The sequence below is a fragment of the Streptomyces sp. NPDC054794 genome (genome assembly GCF_053611585.1).
On record NZ_JBSHAQ010000014.1, the window covers coordinates 128,992 to 151,836 of the forward strand.

Below are 22,845 nucleotides of genomic sequence, written 5' to 3' on the forward strand. Positions count from 1 at the left end.
CGTCACACGGTGCGCGCGTCCGCCGCCCGCGACGCGGCGGTCTCCGGTCCGGCCAGGGCCTGCCCGTCGCCCGCGACGTCGGCGAGGTCGCGGTGCCGGGTCTCCCGGGCGACGCCCACGGCGACCAGCGTCAGCACCGACGCCGCGATCACGTACAGCGCGATCGGCGTCGAACTGCCGTAGTCCGACAGCAGCGCGGTGGCGATGAGCGGCGCGGGCGCGCCGGCCGCGACGGAGGCGAACTGGGCGCCGATGGAGGCGCCGGAGTAGCGCATCCGGGTCGCGAACATCTCCGAGAAGAAGGCGGCCTGGGGCGCGTACATCGCGCCGTGCAGCACCAGTCCCACGGTCACGGCCAGCACCAGGTTCCCGAAGGAGCCGGTGTCGACGAGCGAGAAGAACGGGAACATCCACAGACCGATCCCGGCCGCACCCAGCAGGTACACGGGCCGGCGTCCCACCCGGTCCGACAGCGCGCCCCAGGCCGGAATCACCGCGAAGTGCACGGCGGAGCCGATGAGTACGGCGTTCAGCGCCGTCTGCTTGGAGACGCCGGCGGAGGCGGTGGCGTAGACGAGGATGAAGGCGGTGATGACGTAGTAGCTGATGTTCTCCGCCATGCGCGCGCCCATCGCCACGAGCACGTCCCGCCAGTGGTGCCGCAGCACGGAGACGAGCGGCAGCTGCTCGGCATCCCCGTCGCGCGCCGCCCGGCGGGCCTCGGCCCGCTCCCGCGCCTCCTGGAAGACCGGCGATTCATCGACAGAGAGCCGAATCCACAAACCGACGACGACCAGGACACCGGAGAGCAGGAACGGGATCCGCCAGCCCCAGCTGCCGAAGGCCTCGTCCGACAGCACGGCGGTGAGCAGCGACAGCACACCGGTCGCCAGCAGTTGACCGGCCGGCGCGCCCGTCTGCGGCCACGACGCCCAGAACCCGCGCCGCCGGGCGTCCCCGTGCTCCGACACCAAGAGGACGGCCCCGCCCCACTCGCCGCCGAGCGCGAAGCCCTGCACCAGGCGCAGCGCCGTCAGCAGCACCGGGGCGGCGCTGCCGACGCTCGCGTGCGTCGGCAGCAGGCCGATCGCGAACGTCGCCCCGCCCATCAGCAGCAGACTCAGGACCAGCAGCTTCTTCCGCCCGAGCCGGTCACCGTAGTGCCCGAACACCAGCGCGCCGAGCGGGCGGGCGGCGAAGCCGACCGCGTACGTCAGGAACGACAGCAGGGTTCCGACGAGCGGGTCGGAGTCCGGAAAGAACAGCTTGTTGAACACGAGCGCGGCCGCGGAGCCGTACAGGAAGAAGTCGTACCACTCGATGGTGGTGCCGATGAGGCTGGCGGCGACCACGCGCTTCAGGTCGGCGGGGGGTGCGGGCGTCGGGGGAGCGGATGCTGCGGAGGCCATGTGCGCCACTTCCTCGTGTGCGGTGGGGACGGGTACGTGTCGGCACACCGTAGGAAGACGCAGGTCAGGCGCACATGTGGCGGGACAACATAGTTCGAGCGTTAGCTATGCGTGCGGCCACCATGCCAGCTCACGGATGGGCGGTTCAGGGGCTCGAAGATGGCCGAAACGAGTGCTGTCCGGGACGCGCAGTTCGGGGTGATTTGACGGTGCGGTGCTGACTCCCGTGCTGGTTTGGTGCTGACTACGCTCCGTTGAACTCGCACATCTGGAGTTGATCGGCTCAGAGTCGTTGTGTGGCAGGTGACCGGACTGAGAGACCGAGCCCGGCCTCGCAGCTCAGCTCCCGTCGCGGTCCGCGCCGACGGCGGCCGGCCAAGCTCCACGGCGACAAGGGCTGCGACTACGACCACCTGCGCCGATGGTTACGCCAGCGCGGCCGGCACCGCATCGCCCGCAAACGCATCGAGTCCTCCATGCGGCTGGGACGGCACCGCTGGACCATCGAACGCACCATGGCGTGGCTCGCCGGATGCCGCCGCCTGCACCGCCGCTACGAACGCAAGGCCGTCCACTTTCTGGCCTCACCAGCATCGCCTGCACCCTCATTTGCTGCCGCAGACTCACCAAATGAGATGACCTCTTGGTTCAGAACGGCCCGTGGAGACTGCCCAGTCTGTCGGTCAGGCGAAGGTTCTCGGAGTAGTCCACGGGGCAAGCGATCACGGAGACCCCGTCGTCGTCGAGGGCCCCGCGCAGCACAGGCAAAAGCTGGTCGGCGGCCTCGATCCGGTAGCCGCGTGCGCCGAAGCTCTCGGCGTAGGCGACCAGGTCCGGGTTGGTGAACCGGGTGTGGCTGTGGCGGCCCAGTTCGAGTTCCATCTTCCAGGTGATCAGGCCGTATTCCTCGTCCACCAGGACCAGGACGACCAACGGGACGCGTTCACGGACGGCCGTCTCGAGTTCCTGGGAGTTCATCAGGAACGAGCCGTCGCCCATCATCGCCAGGACGCGCCGGTCCGGCCGGGCCAGCTTGGCGGCGATAGCACCCGGCAGCGCGAACCCCATCGTGGACAGGCCATTTGAGACCAGACAGGTATCCGGCTCGAAGGTCGGGTAGAGACGGGACATCCACATCTTTCCGGCGCCGGTATCGGCGAGCACGATGTCGTGGCGGTCCAACGCGGTGCGCACATCGCTCACGACGCGCTGCGGTACCAGGGGGAACGCGTCGCTGTCGCGTCCGTACTGCAGTTCTTCGTCGAGCAGCGTACGGATCTTCTCGTTGCTTCCCGCGTCGTAGGTGAGTCCCTCGGGGAGCGCTGCCGAGAGTGCGTCCAGCGCCTGCGAGGGGTCGCTTTCGACGCCCACGGTGACCGGGTAGTGGGCGTCCACCTCGGCGGGGAAGCGGTGAATGTGCACGATTCGCTTGTCGCCATTCGGGTTGATCTTGACGGGGTCGAACTCCTGGATCTCATACCCCACGCAGAGCAGCACATCGGCCGCGTCGAAGCCGAAGTTGCCGTAGTCGTGGCGCATGAAGCCGACCGCGCCGAGGGCGTTCGGATGGTCGTCGGGGAAGACGCCCTTGCCGTGGAACGTGGTCGCGACCGGGATGTTCAGCCGTTCGGCGAACCGCACCAGGGCGGCCGAGGCCCCGGCTCTCGCGGCGCCATGACCCGCCAGCACGACCGGGTGCCGTGCGGCCGCGAGCACCTCGGCGGCCCGTGCGATCTGGGAGGGTGACGGCGCGTCGGCCCGAACCGCGTCTCTCTGCAAGGGCGCCAGACGCTCGGCGGGACGCTCCGCCTCGATGTCCTCCGGGACTGCCAGGAACACGGCCCCCGGCCGCTCGCTCTGCGCTGTCTTGAACGCCTTGCGCGTCATCTCCGGCACCGCGTCCGGACACTCGATACGGGCCGACCACTGGGTGACGGGAGCGAACATCGATACCAGGTCGATGATCTGGTGCGACTCCTTGTGGATGCGGCGCAGGGAGCCCTGGGCGGCCAGGGCCACCATCGGTGCGCTGTTCGTCATGGCGTCCGCGGTACCGAGCAGCAGATTGATCGCGCCGGGCCCCAGCGTCGCCGAGCACACCCCGGCCCGGCCGGTCAGCCGGCCGTAGATCTCCGCCATGAACGAGGCGGCCTGCTCGTGGCGCACCAGGACGTACCGGATCCCGGAGCCGTTCAGTGCGTCGACGAAGCGGATGTTCTCCTCGCCGGGGATCCCGAAGACGTACTCCACACCCTCGGCCCGCAGACAGCGCACCAGCAGGTGCGCGACGTCCTCAACTGCTGCCGTGTTCCGCGACTCGCTCGCGCCTTCGGTACCCATGAGACGAACGTAGGCGTGGCCACCGGTCCCGGCCACTCGTCGGCAGCCGACCGGGGGCGCGCAACGCCGGGACCATTCGGAGGCGTTGTGGTGGCGGCTGCCGCGGTCGACCTGCAGGCTGGGCGCAGTGGATGAGTCGCCGCGCACCGCGCGGCGGCAGGGCTCCGGGAGGACCGTGTGACTACTTCGTCGCCCGCTACCGACACGCCGCCGGCCCGGTACGACGACCTACGTGCTCTGGTGTTCAACTGCACCTTGAAGCGCTCGCCGGAGACGAGCAACACCGAGGGGCTGATCGAGCGCAGCACCGCCATCCTGGACGCACAAGGAGTGCACCTCGACGTCGTACGGGCGGTGGACCACGACATCGCCACCGGCGTGTGGCCCGACATGAGGGAGCACGGCTGGCAGCGGGACGCCTGGCCCGACCTGTACCAGCAGGTCCTGGCAGCCGACATCCTCGTGCTGGCCGGCCCCATCTGGCTGGGCGACAACAGCTCCGTGATGAAGCAGGTGATCGAACGCCTCTACGCCTGCTCCAGCCTGCTCAACGAAGCGGGACAGTACGCCTACTACGGCCGCGTCGGCGGCTGTCTGATCACTGGCAACGAGGACGGCGTCAAACACTGCGCCATGAACGTCCTCTACAGTCTCCAGCACCTGGGCTACACGATCCCGCCCCAGGCGGACGCCGGATGGATCGGCGAGGCCGGCCCCGGCCCCTCCTACCTCGATCCCGGCTCGGGCGGTCCGGAGAACGACTTCACCAACCGCAACACCACCTTCATGACCTGGAACCTGCTGCACCTGGCCCGAGCGCTGAAGGACCTGGGCGGCATCCCCGCCTACGGCAACCAGCGCACCGCCTGGGACGCAGGCTGCCGCCGCGACTACGAAAACCCCGAGCACCGGTAGCGGGATGCCGATGGCAAGTGGCGGTCGGCCGTCGGGTTCGGCCCCTCGCAGTGGGCCGGCGCGCCGGGGGCCGGACGAAAAGCGCGCAGGGGAGCGGCTGAGGCGTGTGCGGGCCGGTGGGGCGGCTGCGGTAGCGTCGGCGGCAGCCCGTACCCGTACGGCGGCGCAGCGCGTCAGCCAGATGCCCCCGCCCCCGGGGCCGTTCCGGCCGGGATTTTGGCGCAGTCCGATCCGCGGGCCCTGGCTGACGTCGGTGTTCGGACTGGTCCTCCTGATCTGTATTCCTCTGCTGTTCGTCACCGGACTGCTGTCCTACGCCTCCTACAATCCAGGCCTGAGTCCACTCAATGACGAGACACCCGACAAGGGCGTGCTGGGCTTCTACCTCTTCAGCTGGCCGACGCACCCGTACTGGTTCTACCGGCTGCTCCAGGGCGTCCATGTGACGTTGGGCGTGATCCTCGTCCCGGTCCTGCTGGCCAAGTTGTGGTCGGTCATCCCGAAGCTCTTCGAATGGCTGCCCGTGCGCTCCGTCGCTCACGGACTCGAGCGGATGTCCCTGCTGATGCTGGTCGGCGGCGTCATCTTCGAATTCGTCACCGGTATCCTCAACATCCAGCTCTACTACGTCTTCCCGGGCTCCTTCTATCGCCTGCACTTCTACGGCGCCTGGGTGTTCATCGCCGCCTTCGTCGTCCACGTGTGCCTCAAGCTCGGCCGGATGACACGGACCCTGCGCTCGCGCAGTCTGAGTGCCGAGCTGCGCACCGACCTCGCCCACACCGTTCCCGAACCACCCGACCCCGATGGCCTGGTGGCAGCTGCCCCCGCTCAGCCGACGATGACCCGCCGCGGTGCGCTGGGCATGGTGGGCGCGGGTTCGCTCCTCCTTCTCGCCGTGACCGCCGGACAGAGCATCGGCGGCCGGCTGCGCGGCACCGCGCTCCTCGCACCACACAACCGCGACCCAGGCAGAGGCCCGAACGCCTTCCAGATCAACAAGACGGCGGCGAAGGTCGGCGTCACCCCCGCTCTGGTCGGCCCCAGCTGGCGGCTGGAGGTGCTCGGAGGCGGAGCGCCGCAGGTCTTCACACGCGAGGAGCTTCTGACGATGCCCCAGCACGCCGCCGCTCTGCCGATCGCCTGCGTGGAGGGCTGGTCCACCGACGACCAGAACTGGAGCGGCCTCCGGCTGGCCGACCTCGCCGCCCTGGCCGGCATGACCGACGCCGGAAGCGTCCTGGTCGAATCCATCCAACCTCCCGGCCCGTTCACCAGGGTGGTGCTACGGGGCAACCAGATCCGCGATTCCAGAGCGCTGCTCGCCCTCCGCGTCAACGGCGCGGACCTCTCGCTCGATCACGGATACCCGGCCCGCGTCATCGTCCCGGCCAACCCCGGCGTGAACAACACCAAGTGGGTCCACCGGCTCACGTTCAGGGCGTGACCATGACACGATTCGTCCGCTGGTACGGCTCAGGCCCCCTGCATCTACTGGTCCTGATCGCCTCTTTCGCCCTCACCGCCTACGCCATGGTGCGCCTCTTCGCGGTCCGGCCGCTGGAGGTGGCGATCTGGTTCGTCGGCGCGGCCATCCTCCATGACCTCATTCTGCTGCCCCTGTACTCGCTGGCCGACCTGTCTGCCCTCTCTGTACTGCGTCATCGCACTGCCGACGGACCAGCAGTGCCGTGGATCAACTACCTGCGCGTCCCCGCATTCCTGTCCGGCCTGCTCCTGCTGGTCTGGTTCCCGCTCCTCTTCCGGCTCGCCGTCCCCTACCCCGGTGACACCGGGCTCTCCGACAGCGTCTACCTCGGCCGATGGCTGGCGATCACCGGCGTGCTCTTCGCCGCCTCCGCGGTGGCCTTCGCGATCCGACTTCGCCGCGCCCGGCGGGCCGACCGCGGCGACGAGGGCCTGCCCGCCACAGGTCATGGCGCCCCACCGTGACCACCGACGAGGACAAGCTGTACGGCACCGAGCAGGACCCCTACGCGCTGGCCCTGCGACCCGGCCGTGGACCGGTGTATATGCGGCTGGTCGACGGGCGCCGGATCCGGATGCCCGTGCACCGCTGGCACGAGCAGCCCACAGCAGCTGACACGACCGTGCTCGAACGCTGCATCGGCCCAGTCCTGGATGTCGGCTGCGGGCCGGGCCGGTTGTGCAGAGAGCTGCTGAGCCGGGGAGTCTTCGCTCTCGGGGTCGACATCGCACCTCGCGCGGTCGCACTCACCAGCGTCCGGGGCGGGCTCGCACTGTGCCGGTCGGTCTTCGACCCTCTGCCGGCCGAGAATGGCTGGCAGACGGTTCTGCTCATCGACGGCAACATCGGCATTGGAGGCGACCCTCGCAGCCTGCTGCACCGCTGTGGTGGCCTCATGGCCCCGGCGGGACGCCTCGTCATCGAGGTCGACCCCGATGACATCGAGGAGCTGTGCACGGTGCGGTTCGAGGACCTCCAGGGCCACAGCGGTCCGCCTTTCCCCTGGGCGCGGCTGGGGCGACGCGCGCTCCACAGGGTCGCCGAGGACCTCGCCCTCAGCATCACCGACCAGTGGACGAGCGGACACCGCTGTTTCCTCACCCTGGCTCATCGGAGATCTTCCTTGGTCGACCCAGGCGAGGGACCAGGCTGGGTGAGCGTGGCACGAGTTTGAGGAATGGTCTGTGTCACCGTCATCCGGCTCACCGGACCCATACGCCGGGATGAGCGTCGGCGTCCTCGTCGAGGCGGCGTACCTTGCCGCTCGATCCGTCACCGTCTCCAACGATCGCTCGGGAGAGGTTCGGTATGCCAGGCTCCGAACTCTATGAGAGATTCATGGCACTGCACACCCGTGACGGCGGCCTCGTCCTGCCGAACACATGGGACGGCCTCTCGGCGCTGATGCTGGCCGATGCCGGCTTCGAGGCGATCGCGACATCGTCAGCGGAGCTCGCTGCCACGCTCGGCCGGTCCGACGGGCGTCACGAAGTCACCCGTGGCGAGCACCTCGCGCATGCGCGGCTGTTCGGTCAGCTCACCGGGCTGCCCGTCGACGGAGACTCCCAGGACGGCTACGGCGACGCGCCTGAAGACGTCGCTGCCTGCACCTTCATCTCAACACCCACTTGGAAACCAATGCCCACACCACCTGCGAGGAAGGGGACAATCTCAATGAAAGCCATTGTGGTAACCGACCAGGCCGCGGGAACGGCCGGGATGACGCTGACGGAGCGGCCTGAGCCGCCCGCAGCCATCAACGACGTCATCGTTCAGATTCACGCATCGGGCTTCGTCCCGACTGAGATGGAGTGGCCATCGACCTGGACCGATCGCGCCGGTCGTGACAAGACACCGTCGATCCCCGGCCACGAGCTGGCCGGAGTGGTCACCGCCCTCGGCTACGGTACGACGGGGCTGTCGGTCGGGCAGCGGGTGTTCGGCCTCGCCGACTGGCACCGCGACGGCACCCTGGCGGAGTACGTGGCGATCGAAGCACGCAACCTCGCACCGCTGCCCGGCGACGTCGACTTCACGGTAGGTGCGTCCCTGCCCATCTCAGGTCTGACCGCGTGGCAGGGGCTGTTCCAGCACGGGCGCCTTCAGGCCGGCCAGACTGTCCTCGCTCATGGCGCGGCCGGGGCAGTCGGGACGATGGTGACCCAGCTCGCACGTGAGGCCGGCGCTTACGTCATCGGCACTGGACGCGCCGCCGACCGTGAGAAGGCACTCGACTTCGGCGCGCATGAGTTCGTCGACCTTGAGAAGGACGCGCTGAAAGACGTCGGCGGCGTCGATCTGGTCTTCGATGTCATCGGTGGCGACGTTCAGAAGCGGTCCGCTGCCCTGATCAAGGCCGGAGGAACGCTGGTGTCCATCGTCGGCCCGGTCGAGGCGCGGCCCACTGACGGCCTGGCGGTGGACTTTGTTGTCGAGGCCGATCGTGCCGAACTGGGTGAGATCGTGCAGCGGGTGCGGGATGGACGGCTGCGGACAAACATCGGCGACGTCGCGAGCTTGGATGATGCCGTTGGTGCCTTTAACTCGGCCACGCGACGCAGCGGGAAGACAGTCATCCGAGTACGCCCGTAGGGAGTGATGGCCACAGCCCGACTGGCGGGTCATCCCCACGGTGTACGAGATGAAGCGGCTCAGCCGCGACGCCGCCGAACTCACCGCGCTCGCCAGCCACCTGTTCGCCCACGGCCTGTGCTGGAGATGCTCGCCGGCCCCCTCGCGGGAATGTACGACCCAGCGGGCACGGCAAGCCGCTCTTCGCATTCTTCGCGGCGGTCGCGGAGACCGAGCGGGAGAACATCCGCGAGTCGACCCTGGAAGGGCTCGCCGCCGCTCGCGGCCGGCCGTCATCACCGAGGACATGGTGCACACCGTCCTGCGGCGGCGGGCGGGCGGCGCGTCCGGCTGTCTACCCGTCACGGTTTCCCAGCTGATCAAGTCCGGGCGGGCACGGTAGTCGGCCAGTTTGACGTGACTGGGCGTCTTTCCCTTCGCCTCGTCGGCGGGCGAGGTACCAACGTCGGCCAGTGGCAAAGGCGCGCCGTGCCGTGCGTACGGCAGCGATCTGGGTGGCAATGTGGAGTTGGTGGTGCCAGGGGCTCTGGCCGCCGTGGCGTACCGACATGGCGTGCGCGAACGCCACAGCGTCGCGGTCGATGTACTGGTCCAAGTGCTCGAACCACGCCATGCTCGTACGCGAGGCCGCCTGCACCGGATGGAGTTCCACGCGGCGATGGCGGTCGTACTCCCGCAAGGCGTCCTCCACGTCGAGGTATTTCTGCAGGCTGTGTGCGAGGACGATCGCGTCGATGATCGCCAGTCTGGTGCCCGACCCCAGCGTGAAGTGGGTGGTGTGGGCAGCGTCGCCGACGAGCGCCGTCGTGCCGTGGTACCAGGTCTCGTTGGTCACGTGCGCGAAGCGCTGCCAGCGCGCCGGCGCGCCCCGTGATCGACTGATCAAGCGGTGGCCGTCGAGTCCGCGCTTGAAGGTGTCCTCCAGCAGTCGCACTCCCGGGTCGCGGCCGAGCACGTCTAGTCCCAGAGCGTGCCAGGTCTGCGGTGAGCATTCGACGATGCAGGTGCTGATTCCCGCGACCGAGGGGTAGGCGTGAAACCAGATCCATCCGGCGGACGTCTGCTCGAAGTTGAACACGAAGCCGCGGAACGCCTGGTCCGTGCCGAGCCAGATGTAGGGATTGAGACCGACTTCAATGCGAGTTCCGAACGCTGCGCTCTGTCCCCGGATCCCGCTGTTCGCACCGTCGGCGGCAACGAGAAGGTCCGCTTCGGGAAGCGTCGAGTGATCTGCAACGCGGTGGCCATACTGGAGGTCGACGCCGAGCTGCGAGGCACGCCGGGCCAGGACGTCGAGCAATGCAGATCGGCTGATGCTGTATCCGTAACCTCCGAAGTGCGCCGTCTGCTCGCCGCCCGAGCCGTGCACACGCACCTCCTGGTCCTGCCACAGCACGGACCTGGCGGTGACCTCCCGCGCGCTTTCCGGATCGTTGCGATAGAGGACGTCCAACAGGTCGTCCCAGTACACGACGCCCCAGCCGTAGGTGGCCGCCGGCGGGTCACGGTCGTACACGGTGATCTCGTGCCCGGCATCGCGCAACTTGGCCGAGATCGCGAAGTACAGCCCCGCAGGCCCCGCACCGACGCACACGATCCTCACCGCTACCCACCGCCCCGACTACCAGTCGGATGGGAGGCCTGTCGCTTCAGACGGGTCCGGATGCCCGAGGTGTCCGGGCATCCGGATTCGGCACTCACGAAACTGCCGAACGTTGATCGCGAGCTCACTGCGCTGGAGCGTCAGTAGCCGTGCCCGCCGCCGCCGGACCCGCCGCCGCCGTGGTCGCCGCCGCCGTAGCCGCCACCGCCGTGGTCGCCGCCGCCGTAGCCGCCATCGCCGTGGTCGCCGCCGCCGTAGCCGCCACCGCCGTGGTCGCCGCCGCCGTAGCCGCCATCGCCGTGGTCGCCGCCGCCGTAGCCGCCATCGCCGTAGCCGCCATCGCCGTGGTCGCCACCGCCGTACCCGCCACCGCCGCGGTCACCACCGCCGTACCCGCCACCGCCGTGGTCTCCCCAGCCCCAGCCGTCACCGGAGTGGCCGCGGTCTCCCCAGCCCCAGCCGCCACCGTAGAAGCAGCGGTCTCCCCAGCCCCAGCCCCAGCCCCAGCCGTCACTGTAGAAGCAGCGATCTCCCAGGCCCTTGCTGTCGTGGGAGGGAGCCGAAGCAACATGGGACGACGAGGGGAAAGCGGCCGCGCTGGCAGCGCCGGCTCCGGCCGCGATGGCAAAGATGGGTGCCGTGCAGATCACAGCGGCTATCCGTCGCATCCTGCCCGTAGTCGCGCGCATGATGTCCCCCTTCCGGGGGTCGCAACAGGGATCTCGGGCGCTCAGGGGGAACGCCCATAGGCGCCAGATCCTGCGCGCGGGTCTGACGCGTGGTGATCCACCCGCCGGACCTGCTGAACCACGTCCCAGCATTTTCCAAGCAGGCTTGCGGATCCTACTATTGAGTACAAGACGGAGCATAGAGTACGAAACGCACCGTTTCGTCAATATAAGGCCACTTTCAGGGCAAAATCAACGGGGTGCCAATGGCTCACAAGGGAGACATGCGGTGGACACTCCCAGGCGGCAAGACGGCCGCCAGAGCGCCTTGGCTCCTGAGTACGCCGCCCAGCCCGACCACATCGCGCCTGATTCGCGTCGGCGACGCCGGGAATCTCACGAATCCGTGCTCCGAGCCACGAAAGACCTCCTCGGCGAGGTCGGATACCAGCGGCTGACCTTCGAAGGCATCGCCCGGCGGGCCGGAGTCAGCAAGGCCACCATCTATCGGTGGTGGCCGAACAAGGCCGCACTCGTGATCGAGGCCCTCAGCGGGGAAGTCCCCCTGCCTCCCATCCACGAGACCGGCGACCTCGAAGCCGACCTCCGCACGGCCGTCCGTCTCACTATCGAGCTCGTCTCCGCCATGCCCACTTGCCTGATCCTCCCGGCGCTGCTCGCCGACGTGATCGAGGATCCCACCGGCACCGGAGCCTTCGCCGAGCTCATCGAACCTCGCCGCGCCTCGGTCGTGAAGCTGCTGGAGCGGGCCCGCCTCGAAGGCCGGTTGCCGCCGGACACCGATACCTCACTGATGGTCGACATCTACTCCGGAACCGTCGTGTACCTGGCCGCGGTGAACCGCATACCGCCGGGCGAGGCGGTGGTGGGCCAGCTTGTCAGCCTCCTGTTGCACGGCCACCTCCCGGTCTCGAAGGGATCCGCCCCCGCAGACCGGGAAGAAGCACCAGGCGCGTGAGTCGGCTGCGCAGAAGTCGCCTCCTGCTGGGACGCTCCCTGTCGATGGCGCCGTAGGCCCCCACGGGAGGGGCGACGCCGCAGTCAACGGGATGACCTCATCCAGCGCCCTGAACTGCGAAGTTATTACTGCTTGAACGGGGGTTGGCTGAACTCTCATTCGGGGCGGTGGATCCGTCGGAAGCGCCGCCAGGGCGCCTGCCGCATCTCGGCGTAGTACTCGTCGTCGGGCTGCAGCGAGGCGGCATGCCCCCGACCCGGTGCTGGTTCCGTGCTGACCCTGTCGGCCGGAATCATGGAAAGCAGCAGGTCCTAGCTCTGATCGGATGAGTTGTCGTACCACTCGATGGTGGTGCCGATGAGGCTGGCGGCGACCACGCGCTTCAGGTCGGCGGGGGGTGCGGGCGTCGGGGGAGCGGATGCTGCGGAGGCCATGTGCGCCACTTCCTCGTATGCGGTGGGGACGGGTACGTGTCGGCACACCGTAGGAAGACGCAGGTCAGGCGCACATGTGGTGGGACAACATAGTTCAGGGGTTGGCTAGGCTATGCGTGCGGACACCATGCCTGCGCACACCGGGGCGGCCGGGCGCACGGTGCGTGCACCGTGGCAGGGGCTCCTACGGGATGGCCAGCTCGGCCCAGATCGTCTTCCCGGACGCGGTGTAGCGCGTGCCCCAGCGCTGGGACACCTGGGCGACGAGGAACAGGCCGCGGCCTCCCTCGTCGTCCCGACGTGCTCGCCGCAGGTGAGGTGCGGTGTGCGCGTTGTCGGAGACCTCGCACAGCAGGGAGCGGTCCCTGATCAGCCGCAGCATGACGGGCCCGGTGGCGTACCGGATGCTGTTGGTGACCAGCTCGCTCACCACGAGTTCGGCGGTGAACGCCAGCTCGGACAGGCCCCAGGCCTCCAACTGGTGCTCGGTGAGCGTGCGGGCCTGCGCCACCATGGCCGGGTCGGGCGGCAGCTCCAGATCCGCCACCTGATCGGTGTCGAGCCGCCGGGTGCGGACCAGCAGCAGCGTGGCGTCGTCCGCCTGCGGTCCCGGCGGCAGCGACGAGAACGCCCGGTCGCACAGTTCCTCCAGCGGGCACCGTTGCCAGGTCAGCACGTGGGCGAGGCGGTCGATCCCACTATCGATGTCGGTGCGCCGGTCCTCCACGACTCCGTCGGTGAAGAACGCCACGACGCTGCCGTCGGACAGGTTCAGATCGACGTTCTCGTAGGGCAGGCCGCCCAGCCCCAGGGGCGGTCCCGGCGCCAGCGAGGACAGCGCCACCGAGCCGCTGGCGTCGGCCACGATCGGCGGGGGATGGCCCGCGCTCGCCCAGGAGCACCGGCCGTTGACCGGGTTGTAGATCGCGTACAGGCAGGTCACCCCGAGCGCCTCGTCGCTCAGCCCGTCGTTCGCGTGGGGTTCCGAGTCCTGCGCGACCAGGCCGTCCAGCCGGGTCAGTAGTTCGGCCGGGTCCAGGTCCAGCAGGGCCAGGGTCCGCACGGTGCCGCGCAGCCGGCCCATGGTCGCGGCCGCGTGCATGCCGTGGCCCACCACGTCACCCACGGTCAGGCCCACTCGGGCACCGGACAGCGGGATCAGGTCGAACCAGTCGCCGCCCACCCCCACACGGCTGTCGGCCGGCAGATAGCGGTACGCCACGTCGACCGCGCTCTGCTCGGGCAGGTGCTGGGGCAGCAGGCTCTGCTGCAGGACCAGGGCCGCCGCGTGCTGGCTGGTGTAACGGCGCGCGTTGTCGATGCCGACGGCGGCTCGCTCGGACAGTTCCACGGCGAGCGTCTGCTCCTCGGGTCCGAAGGGGTCGGGGTTGCTGCTGCGCCGGAAGGTGGCGAGGCCCAGGACCGTATTGCGGGTGAGCAGTGGCACGAAGAGACAGGAGTGCGAGGCGGCCGGTCCCTCCTCGTCCGGTGCCTCGGGCGGGGCGGCGTCGACGACGAGGCGGCCGGTGCCCAGACTCTGCGCCTGCGGTGACGACGGTGGATAGGAGACGGGACTGGTCCGGAACTCCTCCGGGGTCCGGCCGTGCATCCGCAGCAGACTGTGCCCCGGCGCCGATCCCGTCGGCGGCTGCCGTCCCTCGATGACCGCCGGCGGCAGGTCCACCAGCACCTCGTCCGCCAGCTGCGGCACCGCCACGTCGGCGAGCTCCGCGGCGGTACGTCGTACGTCCAGCGAGGCACCGATGCGCTTTCCCGCCCGTACGAGCAGCGACAGCCGTTCCTGGGCGCGGTAGCGCTCGGTGATGTCCAGGGACTCCTCGAACAGCCCCAGCAGCTCGCCCCGGGCGTCCACCAGCCGGTGGTACGAGCAGGACCAGACGTGCTCGCGCACCGGGTCGGCGGGGGCGCGGCCCCGGTAGTGCATGCCCATGATCGGTTCGCCCGTCGTCATGACGTGCTCCATGATCTGGTCCTCGTCCGGGGGGTGGTGCCGGGAGATGAACTCGCCCTCGGGAAAGAGGTCCGCGGCCGGCCGGCCGATGTACTGGGCGATACCCGCGAGCTCCAGATCGGTGGAGACGTTCCCCCAGACGACGCGCATGTCGGTGTCGAAGATCGTCAGGCCCACGGTCGACTCGGTCGCCAGTCCCTGCAGCATCGCCAGCTGCGCCTCCCAGCCGCGCAGCGCCTCCAGCTCGGCCGCGACCACGACGGTCGCGGCGACGCCCAGGTGTTCGAGCGGGCTGAACGTCACGGCCGCGCGCAGGGTGCGTCCGTCCCGGCAGGACAGGTCCAGGACGGTGCAGCGGGGCTTGTGCGTCCTGCAGAGAGCGGACAGCCGCTGTCCGGGGGCCGCGGCGAGCAGTCGGCCGGCCGGCTTTCCGAGTACGTCCTCCGGTGCGTGTCCGAGGAGGCGCTGGGCCGACGCTCCCCACCCGGAGACGCGGCCTTCGGCGTCGAGTACCGCGGCGGCGGCCTTGGAAAGGTCCAGAGGACTGTGGAAATCGACGTTGGCGGCATTCGGAAAACGATCCATGACACCGCTTCCCTTCGTGCTCACTCAGCATCCCGTGCCGCACGACGGACGACAACCGCACACGCGAGGACCACCCGCTGCCACGGGGCGGGGGCCGATGAATTGCCGGGCGCGACCCACCATGCCATCCGGAGCGGGAGGCCTGACCATGGATGGAGGCAGCACACCCGCCGGTAGGCACGGGCCGAGGCGCCGAGCGGGAAGGACAATGAGGCATGGGCACGACGGACTCCTCCCGGGCAGGCATGAGCCGGCCCGCGGTGGGCCCTGCCTCGCCGCCCAGTGGCCTGCTCGACCTGCTGAGCGTGGCCGCGGTGGTGCTGAACACCGAGGGCCGCGTGGTCTTCTGGAGTCCCCAGGCCGAGGAGCTCTTCGGCTACACCTCGGCGGAGGCGCTGGGCGAGCACGCGGCGCTGCTGACCGTCCACGAGGAGCACCAGGACGAGGTGGTCAAGCTCTTCGCCGAGGTCATGGAATCCGGTGAGGACTGGGCCGGGGCCTTCCCCGTCCGGCACAAGGACGGCAGCACCCGCCTCGTGGAGTTCCGCAACATGCGGCTGCTGGACGACCTCGGTGACACCTACGTCCTGGGCCTGGCCGCGGACCAGGCCGTCGTGGAACAGGTCGAGCGCGACGCCGCCCTGGCCATGCGGCTGGTGTCCCAGTCCCCGCTGGGGCTGGCCATCCTGGACCGCGACCTGCGGTACCTGGCCGTGAATCCGGCTCTGGAACGCATCTCCGGTCACTCCGCCGCCGACCGTCTCGGCCGGTCGGTCGGCGAGATCCTGACCTTCCTCGACACGGACCCCGAGGCCCGTCTGAGGCATGTCCTGGAGACGGGCGAGTCGGTCGTGAACCGGGAAATCGTCTGTCGTCCCCCCGGCGACCCGGACCATGAGCACGCCTGGTCCGTCTCGTACTACCGACTGGAGGACTCGGCCGGGCGGGTGCTGGGCATCGCCTACTCCGTCATCGACGTCACCGAACGTCATCGAGCCGCCACGGAAGCCGCCCGGGCCCGGCAGCGGCTGGACCTGATCGCCCAGGCCTCCGCCTGCGTGGGTACCACCCTCGATCTGGAGACGACGGCACGCGAACTCGCGGACATCGTCGTACCGGTTCTGGCCGATGCGGCCGCCGTGCTCGTGCTCGACGACGCCCTGCCCGACCGGATGACGCCGCACACCGGCCCCGCACGGTTCCGCGCCCTGGCCGTGCACGCGGTTCACTCCGCGGACGCCGCCTGCACGGCCGATCCCGTCACGGGACTCGTCGACCATGACGACCCCCTGATCTCCCAGTGCGTGCGCACCCGCCGGCCGGTGCTCATGCCCCGCACCGCCCGTCCCGATCCGGCGAGCATCGCCCGCCATGCCGAGTCCGCCTCGCTCCTCGCGGCGGACGGTGTGCACTCCTACCTGGCCGTGCCGCTCGTGGCCCGAGGCGAAGTCCTCGGCGCCCTCGACCTCAGACGCACCCGGAACCCCGAGCCCTTCGACGACGACGACGCGTTCCTGGCCTCCGAACTGGCCGCCCGAGCAGCGGTCTGCATCGACAACGCCCGCGGATACCAGACGCAGCGCCATGCGGCCCTGACCCTCCAGCGCAGCCTGCTGCCCGAGCCCCCGTCGCTCCTGCCCGGCCTGAAGGTGGCCTGCCGGTACCAACCCGCGGGCGCAACGAGCGAGATCGGCGGCGACTGGTTCGACGCCATACCCCTACGGGGAGACAAGACCGCCCTGGTCGTCGGGGACGTCATGGGCAGCGGCATCAACGCCGCCGCCACCATGGGCCAACTCCGCACCGCCGCCCGCGCCTTCGCCGAACTCGACCTCGCCCCCGCCGAGGCCCTGCGCCACCTCGACCACCTGACGGAGGGCACCGAGCAGACCATCACCACCTGCATCTACTGCGTGTACGACCCGCACCGGGGCCAGTGCCAGATCTGCCTCGCCGGTCACTTGCCCCCGGCCCTGATGCGGGTGGGCCAGGCAGCGCAGTTGCTCGACCTGCCCACCGGCGCGCCGCTGGGTGTCGGCGGTGTGCCCTTCGAGGCGGCCACCATCGCGTTCCGCCCCGGCGACGAGCTGGCCCTGTACACCGACGGTCTGGTCGAGACCCGGAGCGAACCGATCGACGTCCGCCTGAACGCCCTCCTCGACGCCCTCAGTACGGCATGTGGCCGAGATCCGGAGGACACCTGTGACCGCATCCTGGAGATACTGCGGCCGCCCGGGGGCGAGGACGACGTCGCCCTGCTGATCGCCCGGGCCCAGTCCTGAGCGATGAGCCGAGCCCGCTCGTCCGGTGCTTCAGAGCAGCAGCGGAAGACTCACCAGGGCCGCGCCGCTCGCTCCGAGCGCCGCCAGAAGTGAGGCCGGCCAGTTGCGGGACTGGGCGTACGTCAGCAGGCCCACCAGCAGTCCCGCCACCACCGCGGCCAAGAGGATGAGGGCCCAGCGCAGTGATAACCGCTCGGGTGGAGGCGGAGGGGGAGGCGGAGGCGTGGGCGAGGTCGGTTCGGGCATACGGCTCTCCTGCATGGCCGGTCCTCCACGTCATCGAAACCTTTCGATGGCTGACCAACGTACTGATGTGATCTAGGCCAGAGAAGGCATCTGATGCCTCATCAATCGGCTTCGGGGTCGTACGGGGGCGGCAGAGGTGCGCGAAATGCCCCGGCGTGCGCCCCAACGCCATTCCGCGCTTCCGTTAATGGCGTTTGGATGGCTGACCAGATCGGCGCTGTGACCTAGCATCTCTGCCATGACTGGTCCCGAAGTCGACCTGCCCGAAGGATCCGAGGACGCGTTACGGGGCTCCACCGCGCGGGTGGTGGAGCAACTGGGTTGCCAGATCGTGGAGGGCGGCAAGCCCCGCGACCACCACCTCACCGTGGACGCCGTCACGCAGGAGTTCGAGGTCACCCGCCCCATGGCCCGCGAGGCCCTGCAGACGCTGCACCAGAAGGGCCTGGTGAATCTGCAACCGCGGATCGGGGCCACCGTACAGGCGCTGGAACAGTGGGACCTGCTGGACCCCGACGTCATCGCGTGGCGTCTGGAGGTGGCCCCCGACAGTCAGATGCGGTCACTGACCGAGTTGCGGGAGGTGATCGAGCCCCACGCGGCCAGGCTGGCCGCCCGGAGCCGGTCCGCCGAGATCTGCCACGACCTCACCAGCCATGCCCGCACCCTGCTCGCCCTGAGCGAGGACCCGGACTTCGCGCGGCCCGAGGAGGGCGCGGCGATCCGGCAGTGCTTCAGGGACGTGGACGCGGCCTTCCACCGAACTCTCCTCGCCGGCTCGCGCAACGAGCTGTTCCTGCGCCTGTCCTATCCGGTCGTCATGGCGCTGAACCACCGCATCGACAGGAACTGGGCCGGCACTCACCAGGAGGCGGTGATCACGCCGACGCGGGCCGCCGTCTGCCCCGACACCGTCCAGCGGTACCCCACCCGGCCGGAGCCGATCGCCATGTGGCTGCACATGGGACTGGCCTACGCCATCGACCAGGGTCTGGCCACGGCCGCCGAGGCCTTCGCGGAGGCGCTCCTCGCCGAGATCCGGAGCGGACGACTGCGCGATCCCGGCGTGCGCGACCGACTGCGGGCGGGCCTGGACCACTTCAACGCCAACGGCCTGCCACCCGCCCATCGGGCCGGCTTCCAGGAGGCCATGGCCGGCTTGTTCCACGCCCGACGCGCTCCCGTGGTCGTCATGGGAGTCAGCGGTTGCGGCAAGAGCACCGTCGGCCGGTACCTGGCGGACTCGCTCCGGGTGCCGTTCGAGGAGGGGGACGGCTTCCATCCCCGGAGCAACGTCGAGGCGATGGAGAACCGCACCCCGCTCGACGACCGCAGCCGCAGTCCGTGGCTGGCCGCCCTCGCGGGCCGTATGCGGACGGCGGGCGCGGAGGAGGGGCTGGTGATCACCTGCTCCGCGCTCAGACGTATTTACCGGGAGTTGTTGCGCGTGGCCCGGCCCGACGCGTTCTTCGTGCACCTGACGATCGACCGGGACACCGCGACGTCCCGTGTGGAGAGCCGGAAGTCGCACTTCATGCCCGCGGCCCTGGTGTCCTCGCAGTTCGAGGACCTGGAACCACTGGAGGACGACGAGGCCGGGATGACCGTCGACGCGACCCTGCCGGTCGAACGCATCGTCGCCGAGGTCCAGACCGAACTGGCCCGGCGCATCCGGGGCCACTGACCCGGCTTTCGCCCCCGGCTTCATCCAGCCGTCACCGCCGCACAGGGCTGCCGCGCCCACCGAGAGCACCGACCGCACCGACCGAACGGACCGACTGAACGACTCGACTGAACGAACCGCCGGAAGAGGGGGATCCACCATGAAGATCGTGTCCGCCGAGGTGATCGTCACCAGCCCGGGACGGAACTTCGTCACCCTGCGCATCACCACCGAGGACGGCATCGTCGGACTCGGCGACGCCACACTCAACGGCCGCGAACTGGCCGTCCACTCCTACCTGGACAGCCATGTCGTGCCCCTGCTCATCGGGAGCGACGCCTCCCGGATCGAGGACACCTGGCAGTACCTCTACCGAGGGGCGTACTGGCGGCGCGGCCCCGTGACCATGGCGGCCGTCGCGGCCGTGGACACGGCGCTGTGGGACATCAAGGCCAAGTGCGCCGGGATGCCGCTCTACCAGCTCCTCGGTGGCGCGTCCCGCAGCGGCGCCCTCGCCTACGGGCACGCCTCCGGCCGCGACGTGCCCGAACTGCTCGACTCCATACGCGCCCACCAGGAACAGGGCTACCGCGCCATCCGTGTCCAGACCGGGATCCCCGGCTTCGACTCGGTGTACGGCGTCGCCGCGTCGAGCGCCGGCGGCGGAGACCGCTACGACTACGAGCCCGCACGCCCCACCGCCGGCGACCGGCCCCGGCCCACCGTGGAGACGTGGGACACGCGCGCCTACCTACGGCACCTGCCCGGCGTCTTCGAGGCCGTGCGCGCGGAGTTCGGCCCGGAACTCCCGCTGCTGCACGACGGACACCACCGGATGACACCGATCCAGGCCGCCCGGCTGGGCAAGGCCCTGGAACCGTACGACCTGTTCTGGCTGGAGGACGCCACGCCCGCGGAGGACCAGGCGGCCCTGCGCCTCATCCGGCAGCACACGACGACCCCCCTGGCCATCGGCGAGGTCTTCAACTCCGTCTACGACTACACCACGTTGCTCAGCGAGCGGCTGATCGACTACGTGCGCTCCGCGGTGACCCACACCGGTGGCGTCACCGCGATGAAGAAGCTGCTGGACCTCGCGGCCGTCTACGGGGTCCGGTCCGGGATGCACGGTCCCACCGACATCTCCCCGGTGGGCATGGCGGCCGCCCTCCACCTGGACCTGGCCGTGCACAACTTCGGCATCCAGGAGTACATGCGGCACTCCGACCGGACCCTGGAGGTCTTCCGCACCTCCTATCGCTTCGACGAGGGACTGCTGCATCCGTCCGACACACCGGGCCTGGGCGTCGACCTCGACGTGGAGGCGGCCCGTCACTTCCCGTATCAGCAGGCGTACTTGCCGGTCAGCAGGCTGCGCGACGGGACCGTGCACGACTGGTGAGGGCGAGCGGGCCGTCACTCCTCCCACGGTCGCCAGTCGTCCTCGTCGTCCCGCCGCCACAGGTCGATCCCGCGGTCGCGCAGGGCCGTGCGCAGTTCGTGCGGTGTCAGCCAGGAGTGGAGGGGGACGAGGCCGGGGGTGGGGAGTCGGCCCGTCAGCAGGTGGTCGACGGCGATGCCGGCGAGCAGTGAGGGGATGCGGCCGCCGTCCCGGCGGGCCGTCATGCCCAGTCGTCGGGTGACCGGACGTCCGTCGCGCTGGCCGCTCACGGTGACCGTGAAGCCGCCCGCCTCGTCACCGAACCGGCCGACGAGCCAGGACGCCGCGCGCACCACCGGCGTCCAGTGCCGGGTGCCGCGGGGCCGCCCGGTGCGGGCGCGGAGCGTCGCGAAGAGTCCCAACGCGCGGTTGACGGAGGTGAATTCGGTGCCGGCCTTGAAGGCGATCGTACGGGCACCGCACAGGTCGGCCAGGACGTCCAGGTCGGCCATCTCGTACACCTGGTGGACCAGGCGCCGGCCGACCGGCGGTGGGAACAGGGTCCACTCGGGCTCGGACCAGCCGTGCACCACGGTCGGGACGCCCCCGCGAGGAGCCGTGAACGGGAGCCCGGCGCCGTGCATCATCGCCTCGAACATCGCCGGGCCGCGGTGCCGCCGGGTGTCGGGAGCGGCGCAGCACAGGACGCCGTCGACCCGGTCCATGCCGTTCGCGAGGTCGTGGACGATCAGTGCCTGCAGGCCCGGCACGACGGAGGCCCCCGTCAGGACGGGTGCCGTCGCCGTGCCGGCCACCGCGGCCGCCGCGCGCAGGAAGGAGCGGTCCTCGCAGATGTCGACGTACGGTACTCCGGCGGACACCGCCGCCCGCAGCGGCCCGAGCGGATGGCTGCCGGGGCCGGCGAGCGCCTGGAACGGGCCCGCGCAGTGCACGATCGCGGCCGCGTCGCCCAGGAGTTCGCCCAGTCGCTCCGGGGCGTCGCGGTCACCGGCGACCCAGTGGACCCGGTCGGACGGGAAGGGCGGCTGCGGCGGTCTGCGGGAGACGACGGTGACGCGGACGTCGGGTCTGCGGAGCAGGTCCGCGACGACGTACCGGCCGTAGAAGCCGCTTCCCCCGACCACGACGAGGTTCGATTCCCCCATGCGCCGGGATGCTACCGGCGTGTGGACACGACAATAAGGTGGTGGTCACCTCATGTGAGACTTCTCCCGTTCCCCGCGAGCGCCTGCACCGACGGGTCTTCGCCGCGGCAGGCATCTACAACGTCGCCTGGGGCTGCTACGCGGTCATCGACCCGCAATGGCTGTTCCGGGTCGCCGACATGCCCCCGCAGAACCACCCGCAGATCTTCATGACGCTGGGCATGGTGCTCGGCCTGTACGGGCTGCTCTACCTGGACGTGGCCCTCCGCCCCGCCGAAGGCTTCACCATCGCCGCGGTCGGACTGGCCGGCAAGCTCCTCGGACCGCTCGGCTGGCTGGGGTTGGCCCTCACCGGCGAGTGGCCCCTGGCCTCCGGCGTCATCCTCCTGACCAACGATCTGATCTGGTGGATCCCCTTCGCGCTGTACCTCCACGACTGCCTGCCGCAGTGGCGGGCCCGGTACCTGGTCGCACGGCGGCGGTAGAACCCGCCCCGTCGGGCGCCCATTTCGTCACAGGGTGGTCCCCAACGGTGCTGATCCGATGGTAAGTGGCCAAGGCCCGGGGAGAATTGATGTTGTCCGGGTCGGGGAGAGAAGGGGCGCGAGTCGTGGCCGCAGAGGTGCCGGGGACCTTCGAGTACAAGATCATGCACAGCCTCACCAAGCAGGTCAGTCACCAGTCGACCCGGACGATCGCCCTCACCAACGCCACCACCAGCCGGCTGCAGCGTTTCGACGGGCGCAGGAACGAGACCGACGAGACGTGCGACCACTGCGACGCACAACTCCGGGTGGCCCTCCCGTCGTTCGCCGACGTGCGCCGCGAGCGGCGCCTGCACGCGGTGCTGTGGAAGGTGTGCGCCCTGGCCACGGTCCTCAGTGGCTACGGCCTCGTCCACCTGGTCCGCACGTCCAGGGACACGGGGTACGGCCCCGGGATCGCCTTCACCCTGACCGTGGCCGCGACGCTCCTCTTCGCGTACCGCACGCTGATCAGCGGGACGCGGGCGCGCAGCAACGGAGCGCCGGAGGTCACGCGTGTCGACCGCCGGGATCACGCAAACCTCCGGCACGGCTGGACCCGTGCGGAGGCGACCGAGGACGCGTGACGCCCGCGCC

19 protein-coding genes and 2 pseudogenes are annotated in these 22,845 nt (G+C 69.9%); 13 read left to right on the forward strand and 8 right to left on the reverse strand.

All coding sequences use genetic code 11. The annotated features are described in order from the left end of the window. Positions 1-2: 2 nt before the first annotated feature. Positions 3-1,409 carry an MFS transporter gene (locus ACWGKT_RS17300; RefSeq protein ID WP_453274287.1) on the reverse strand — a complete coding sequence of 469 codons (1,407 nt, stop codon included), beginning with the start codon at positions 1,407-1,409 and terminating at the stop codon, positions 3-5. Between the two features lie 341 nt (positions 1,410-1,750). On the opposite strand from ACWGKT_RS17300, the pseudogene ACWGKT_RS17305 reads away from it, so the two are divergent. Then, a pseudogene (locus ACWGKT_RS17305) lies at positions 1,751-2,043 on the forward strand (transposase); the annotation flags it as partial. A gap of 14 nt (positions 2,044-2,057) precedes the next feature. Here ACWGKT_RS17305 and ACWGKT_RS17310 read toward each other — a convergent pair. After that, positions 2,058-3,749 (reverse strand): acetolactate synthase large subunit, encoded by a 1,692-nt coding sequence (locus ACWGKT_RS17310; protein ID WP_453274288.1) that lies wholly within the window; start codon positions 3,747-3,749, stop codon positions 2,058-2,060. 177 nt (positions 3,750-3,926) lie between these two features. Between ACWGKT_RS17310 and ACWGKT_RS17315 the strand changes: the two genes are divergently transcribed. The 6 genes and pseudogenes from ACWGKT_RS17315 to ACWGKT_RS17340 all read left to right on the forward strand — a co-directional run bounded on the left by ACWGKT_RS17315 (position 3,927) and on the right by ACWGKT_RS17340 (position 8,745). Continuing rightward, the gene (locus ACWGKT_RS17315) at positions 3,927-4,664 is read left to right on the forward strand and encodes a flavodoxin family protein (protein WP_453274289.1); all 738 of its coding nucleotides are present in this window, start codon (positions 3,927-3,929) and stop codon (positions 4,662-4,664) included. 181 nt (positions 4,665-4,845) lie between these two features. After that, positions 4,846-6,111, forward strand: a complete 1,266-nt coding sequence (locus tag ACWGKT_RS17320) for a molybdopterin-dependent oxidoreductase (RefSeq protein ID WP_453274290.1) — start codon at positions 4,846-4,848, stop codon at positions 6,109-6,111. Between the two features lie 2 nt (positions 6,112-6,113). Then, a complete protein-coding gene (locus ACWGKT_RS17325; protein WP_453274336.1) occupies positions 6,114-6,617 on the forward strand; it encodes a hypothetical protein in 504 nt (167 codons plus the stop codon). After that, on the forward strand, positions 6,614-7,327 hold the full coding sequence (locus ACWGKT_RS17330; RefSeq protein WP_453274291.1) for a class I SAM-dependent methyltransferase: 714 nt from the start codon (positions 6,614-6,616) through the stop codon (positions 7,325-7,327). The genes ACWGKT_RS17325 and ACWGKT_RS17330 overlap by 4 nt, the downstream gene beginning before the upstream one ends. A gap of 164 nt (positions 7,328-7,491) precedes the next feature. Continuing rightward, a pseudogene (locus ACWGKT_RS17335) lies at positions 7,492-7,746 on the forward strand (isocitrate lyase/phosphoenolpyruvate mutase family protein); the annotation flags it as partial. 81 nt (positions 7,747-7,827) lie between these two features. Then, positions 7,828-8,745 carry an NADP-dependent oxidoreductase gene (locus ACWGKT_RS17340; RefSeq protein ID WP_453274337.1) on the forward strand — a complete coding sequence of 306 codons (918 nt, stop codon included), beginning with the start codon at positions 7,828-7,830 and terminating at the stop codon, positions 8,743-8,745. 334 nt (positions 8,746-9,079) lie between these two features. Here ACWGKT_RS17340 and ACWGKT_RS17345 read toward each other — a convergent pair whose 3' ends face one another. Then, entirely contained in the window at positions 9,080-10,348 is a 1,269-nt protein-coding gene (locus ACWGKT_RS17345) for an FAD-dependent monooxygenase (protein ID WP_453274292.1), read from the reverse strand. A gap of 140 nt (positions 10,349-10,488) precedes the next feature. Beyond that, positions 10,489-11,037, reverse strand: a complete 549-nt coding sequence (locus ACWGKT_RS17350) for a hypothetical protein (RefSeq protein WP_453274293.1) — start codon at positions 11,035-11,037, stop codon at positions 10,489-10,491. Positions 11,038-11,422: 385 nt separating this feature from the next. Here ACWGKT_RS17350 and ACWGKT_RS17355 point away from each other — a divergent pair, with 385 nt between their 5' ends. Beyond that, entirely contained in the window at positions 11,423-11,995 is a 573-nt protein-coding gene (locus tag ACWGKT_RS17355; protein ID WP_453274294.1) for a TetR/AcrR family transcriptional regulator, read from the forward strand. Between the two features lie 311 nt (positions 11,996-12,306). Here the strand turns inward: ACWGKT_RS17355 and ACWGKT_RS17360 are convergent, their stop codons facing one another. Continuing rightward, positions 12,307-12,429 carry a hypothetical protein gene (locus ACWGKT_RS17360; RefSeq protein ID WP_453274338.1) on the reverse strand — a complete coding sequence of 41 codons (123 nt, stop codon included), beginning with the start codon at positions 12,427-12,429 and terminating at the stop codon, positions 12,307-12,309. 184 nt (positions 12,430-12,613) lie between these two features. After that, a complete protein-coding gene (locus ACWGKT_RS17365; protein WP_453274295.1) occupies positions 12,614-14,986 on the reverse strand; it encodes a SpoIIE family protein phosphatase in 2,373 nt (790 codons plus the stop codon). Between the two features lie 215 nt (positions 14,987-15,201). Here ACWGKT_RS17365 and ACWGKT_RS17370 point away from each other — a divergent pair, with 215 nt between their 5' ends. After that, positions 15,202-17,268 (forward strand): SpoIIE family protein phosphatase, encoded by a 2,067-nt coding sequence (locus ACWGKT_RS17370; RefSeq protein WP_453274296.1) that lies wholly within the window; start codon positions 15,202-15,204, stop codon positions 17,266-17,268. A gap of 30 nt (positions 17,269-17,298) precedes the next feature. On the opposite strand, the gene ACWGKT_RS17375 is transcribed toward ACWGKT_RS17370, so the two are convergent. Next, positions 17,299-17,514 (reverse strand): hypothetical protein, encoded by a 216-nt coding sequence (locus ACWGKT_RS17375; protein ID WP_356153807.1) that lies wholly within the window; start codon positions 17,512-17,514, stop codon positions 17,299-17,301. Between the two features lie 238 nt (positions 17,515-17,752). Here ACWGKT_RS17375 and ACWGKT_RS17380 point away from each other — a divergent pair, with 238 nt between their 5' ends. Further along, positions 17,753-19,198 carry a gluconokinase, GntK/IdnK-type gene (locus ACWGKT_RS17380; RefSeq protein WP_453274297.1) on the forward strand — a complete coding sequence of 482 codons (1,446 nt, stop codon included), beginning with the start codon at positions 17,753-17,755 and terminating at the stop codon, positions 19,196-19,198. A 139-nt stretch (positions 19,199-19,337) separates the two neighbouring features. Continuing rightward, the gene (manD, locus tag ACWGKT_RS17385) at positions 19,338-20,579 is read left to right on the forward strand and encodes a D-mannonate dehydratase ManD (RefSeq protein WP_453274298.1); all 1,242 of its coding nucleotides are present in this window, start codon (positions 19,338-19,340) and stop codon (positions 20,577-20,579) included. Between the two features lie 14 nt (positions 20,580-20,593). Here the strand turns inward: manD and ACWGKT_RS17390 are convergent, their stop codons facing one another. Further along, a complete protein-coding gene (locus ACWGKT_RS17390) occupies positions 20,594-21,724 on the reverse strand; it encodes a saccharopine dehydrogenase NADP-binding domain-containing protein (protein ID WP_453274299.1) in 1,131 nt (376 codons plus the stop codon). Positions 21,725-21,765: 41 nt separating this feature from the next. Between ACWGKT_RS17390 and ACWGKT_RS17395 the strand changes: the two genes are divergently transcribed. Beyond that, the gene (locus ACWGKT_RS17395) at positions 21,766-22,209 is read left to right on the forward strand and encodes a hypothetical protein (protein WP_453274300.1); all 444 of its coding nucleotides are present in this window, start codon (positions 21,766-21,768) and stop codon (positions 22,207-22,209) included. A 125-nt stretch (positions 22,210-22,334) separates the two neighbouring features. After that, entirely contained in the window at positions 22,335-22,835 is a 501-nt protein-coding gene (locus tag ACWGKT_RS17400) for a hypothetical protein (protein ID WP_453274301.1), read from the forward strand. Positions 22,836-22,845 lie beyond the last annotated feature (10 nt).

Coding starts and splice junctions, on each gene's coding strand:
- ACWGKT_RS17365 (WP_453274295.1), bottom strand. CDS start 14,986: ATGGATCGTTTTCCGAATGCCGCCAACGTCGATTTCCACAGTCCTCTG.
- ACWGKT_RS17360 (WP_453274338.1), bottom strand. CDS start 12,429: ATGGCCTCCGCAGCATCCGCTCCCCCGACGCCCGCACCCCCCGCCGAC.
- manD (WP_453274298.1), top strand. CDS start 19,338: ATGAAGATCGTGTCCGCCGAGGTGATCGTCACCAGCCCGGGACGGAAC.
- ACWGKT_RS17325 (WP_453274336.1), top strand. CDS start 6,114: ATGACACGATTCGTCCGCTGGTACGGCTCAGGCCCCCTGCATCTACTG.
- ACWGKT_RS17350 (WP_453274293.1), bottom strand. CDS start 11,037: ATGCGCGCGACTACGGGCAGGATGCGACGGATAGCCGCTGTGATCTGC.
- ACWGKT_RS17380 (WP_453274297.1), top strand. CDS start 17,753: ATGACTGGTCCCGAAGTCGACCTGCCCGAAGGATCCGAGGACGCGTTA.
- ACWGKT_RS17310 (WP_453274288.1), bottom strand. CDS start 3,749: ATGGGTACCGAAGGCGCGAGCGAGTCGCGGAACACGGCAGCAGTTGAG.
- ACWGKT_RS17340 (WP_453274337.1), top strand. CDS start 7,828: ATGAAAGCCATTGTGGTAACCGACCAGGCCGCGGGAACGGCCGGGATG.
- ACWGKT_RS17375 (WP_356153807.1), bottom strand. CDS start 17,514: ATGCCCGAACCGACCTCGCCCACGCCTCCGCCTCCCCCTCCGCCTCCA.
- ACWGKT_RS17370 (WP_453274296.1), top strand. CDS start 15,202: ATGGGCACGACGGACTCCTCCCGGGCAGGCATGAGCCGGCCCGCGGTG.
- ACWGKT_RS17300 (WP_453274287.1), bottom strand. CDS start 1,409: ATGGCCTCCGCAGCATCCGCTCCCCCGACGCCCGCACCCCCCGCCGAC.
- ACWGKT_RS17320 (WP_453274290.1), top strand. CDS start 4,846: ATGCCCCCGCCCCCGGGGCCGTTCCGGCCGGGATTTTGGCGCAGTCCG.
- ACWGKT_RS17390 (WP_453274299.1), bottom strand. CDS start 21,724: ATGGGGGAATCGAACCTCGTCGTGGTCGGGGGAAGCGGCTTCTACGGC.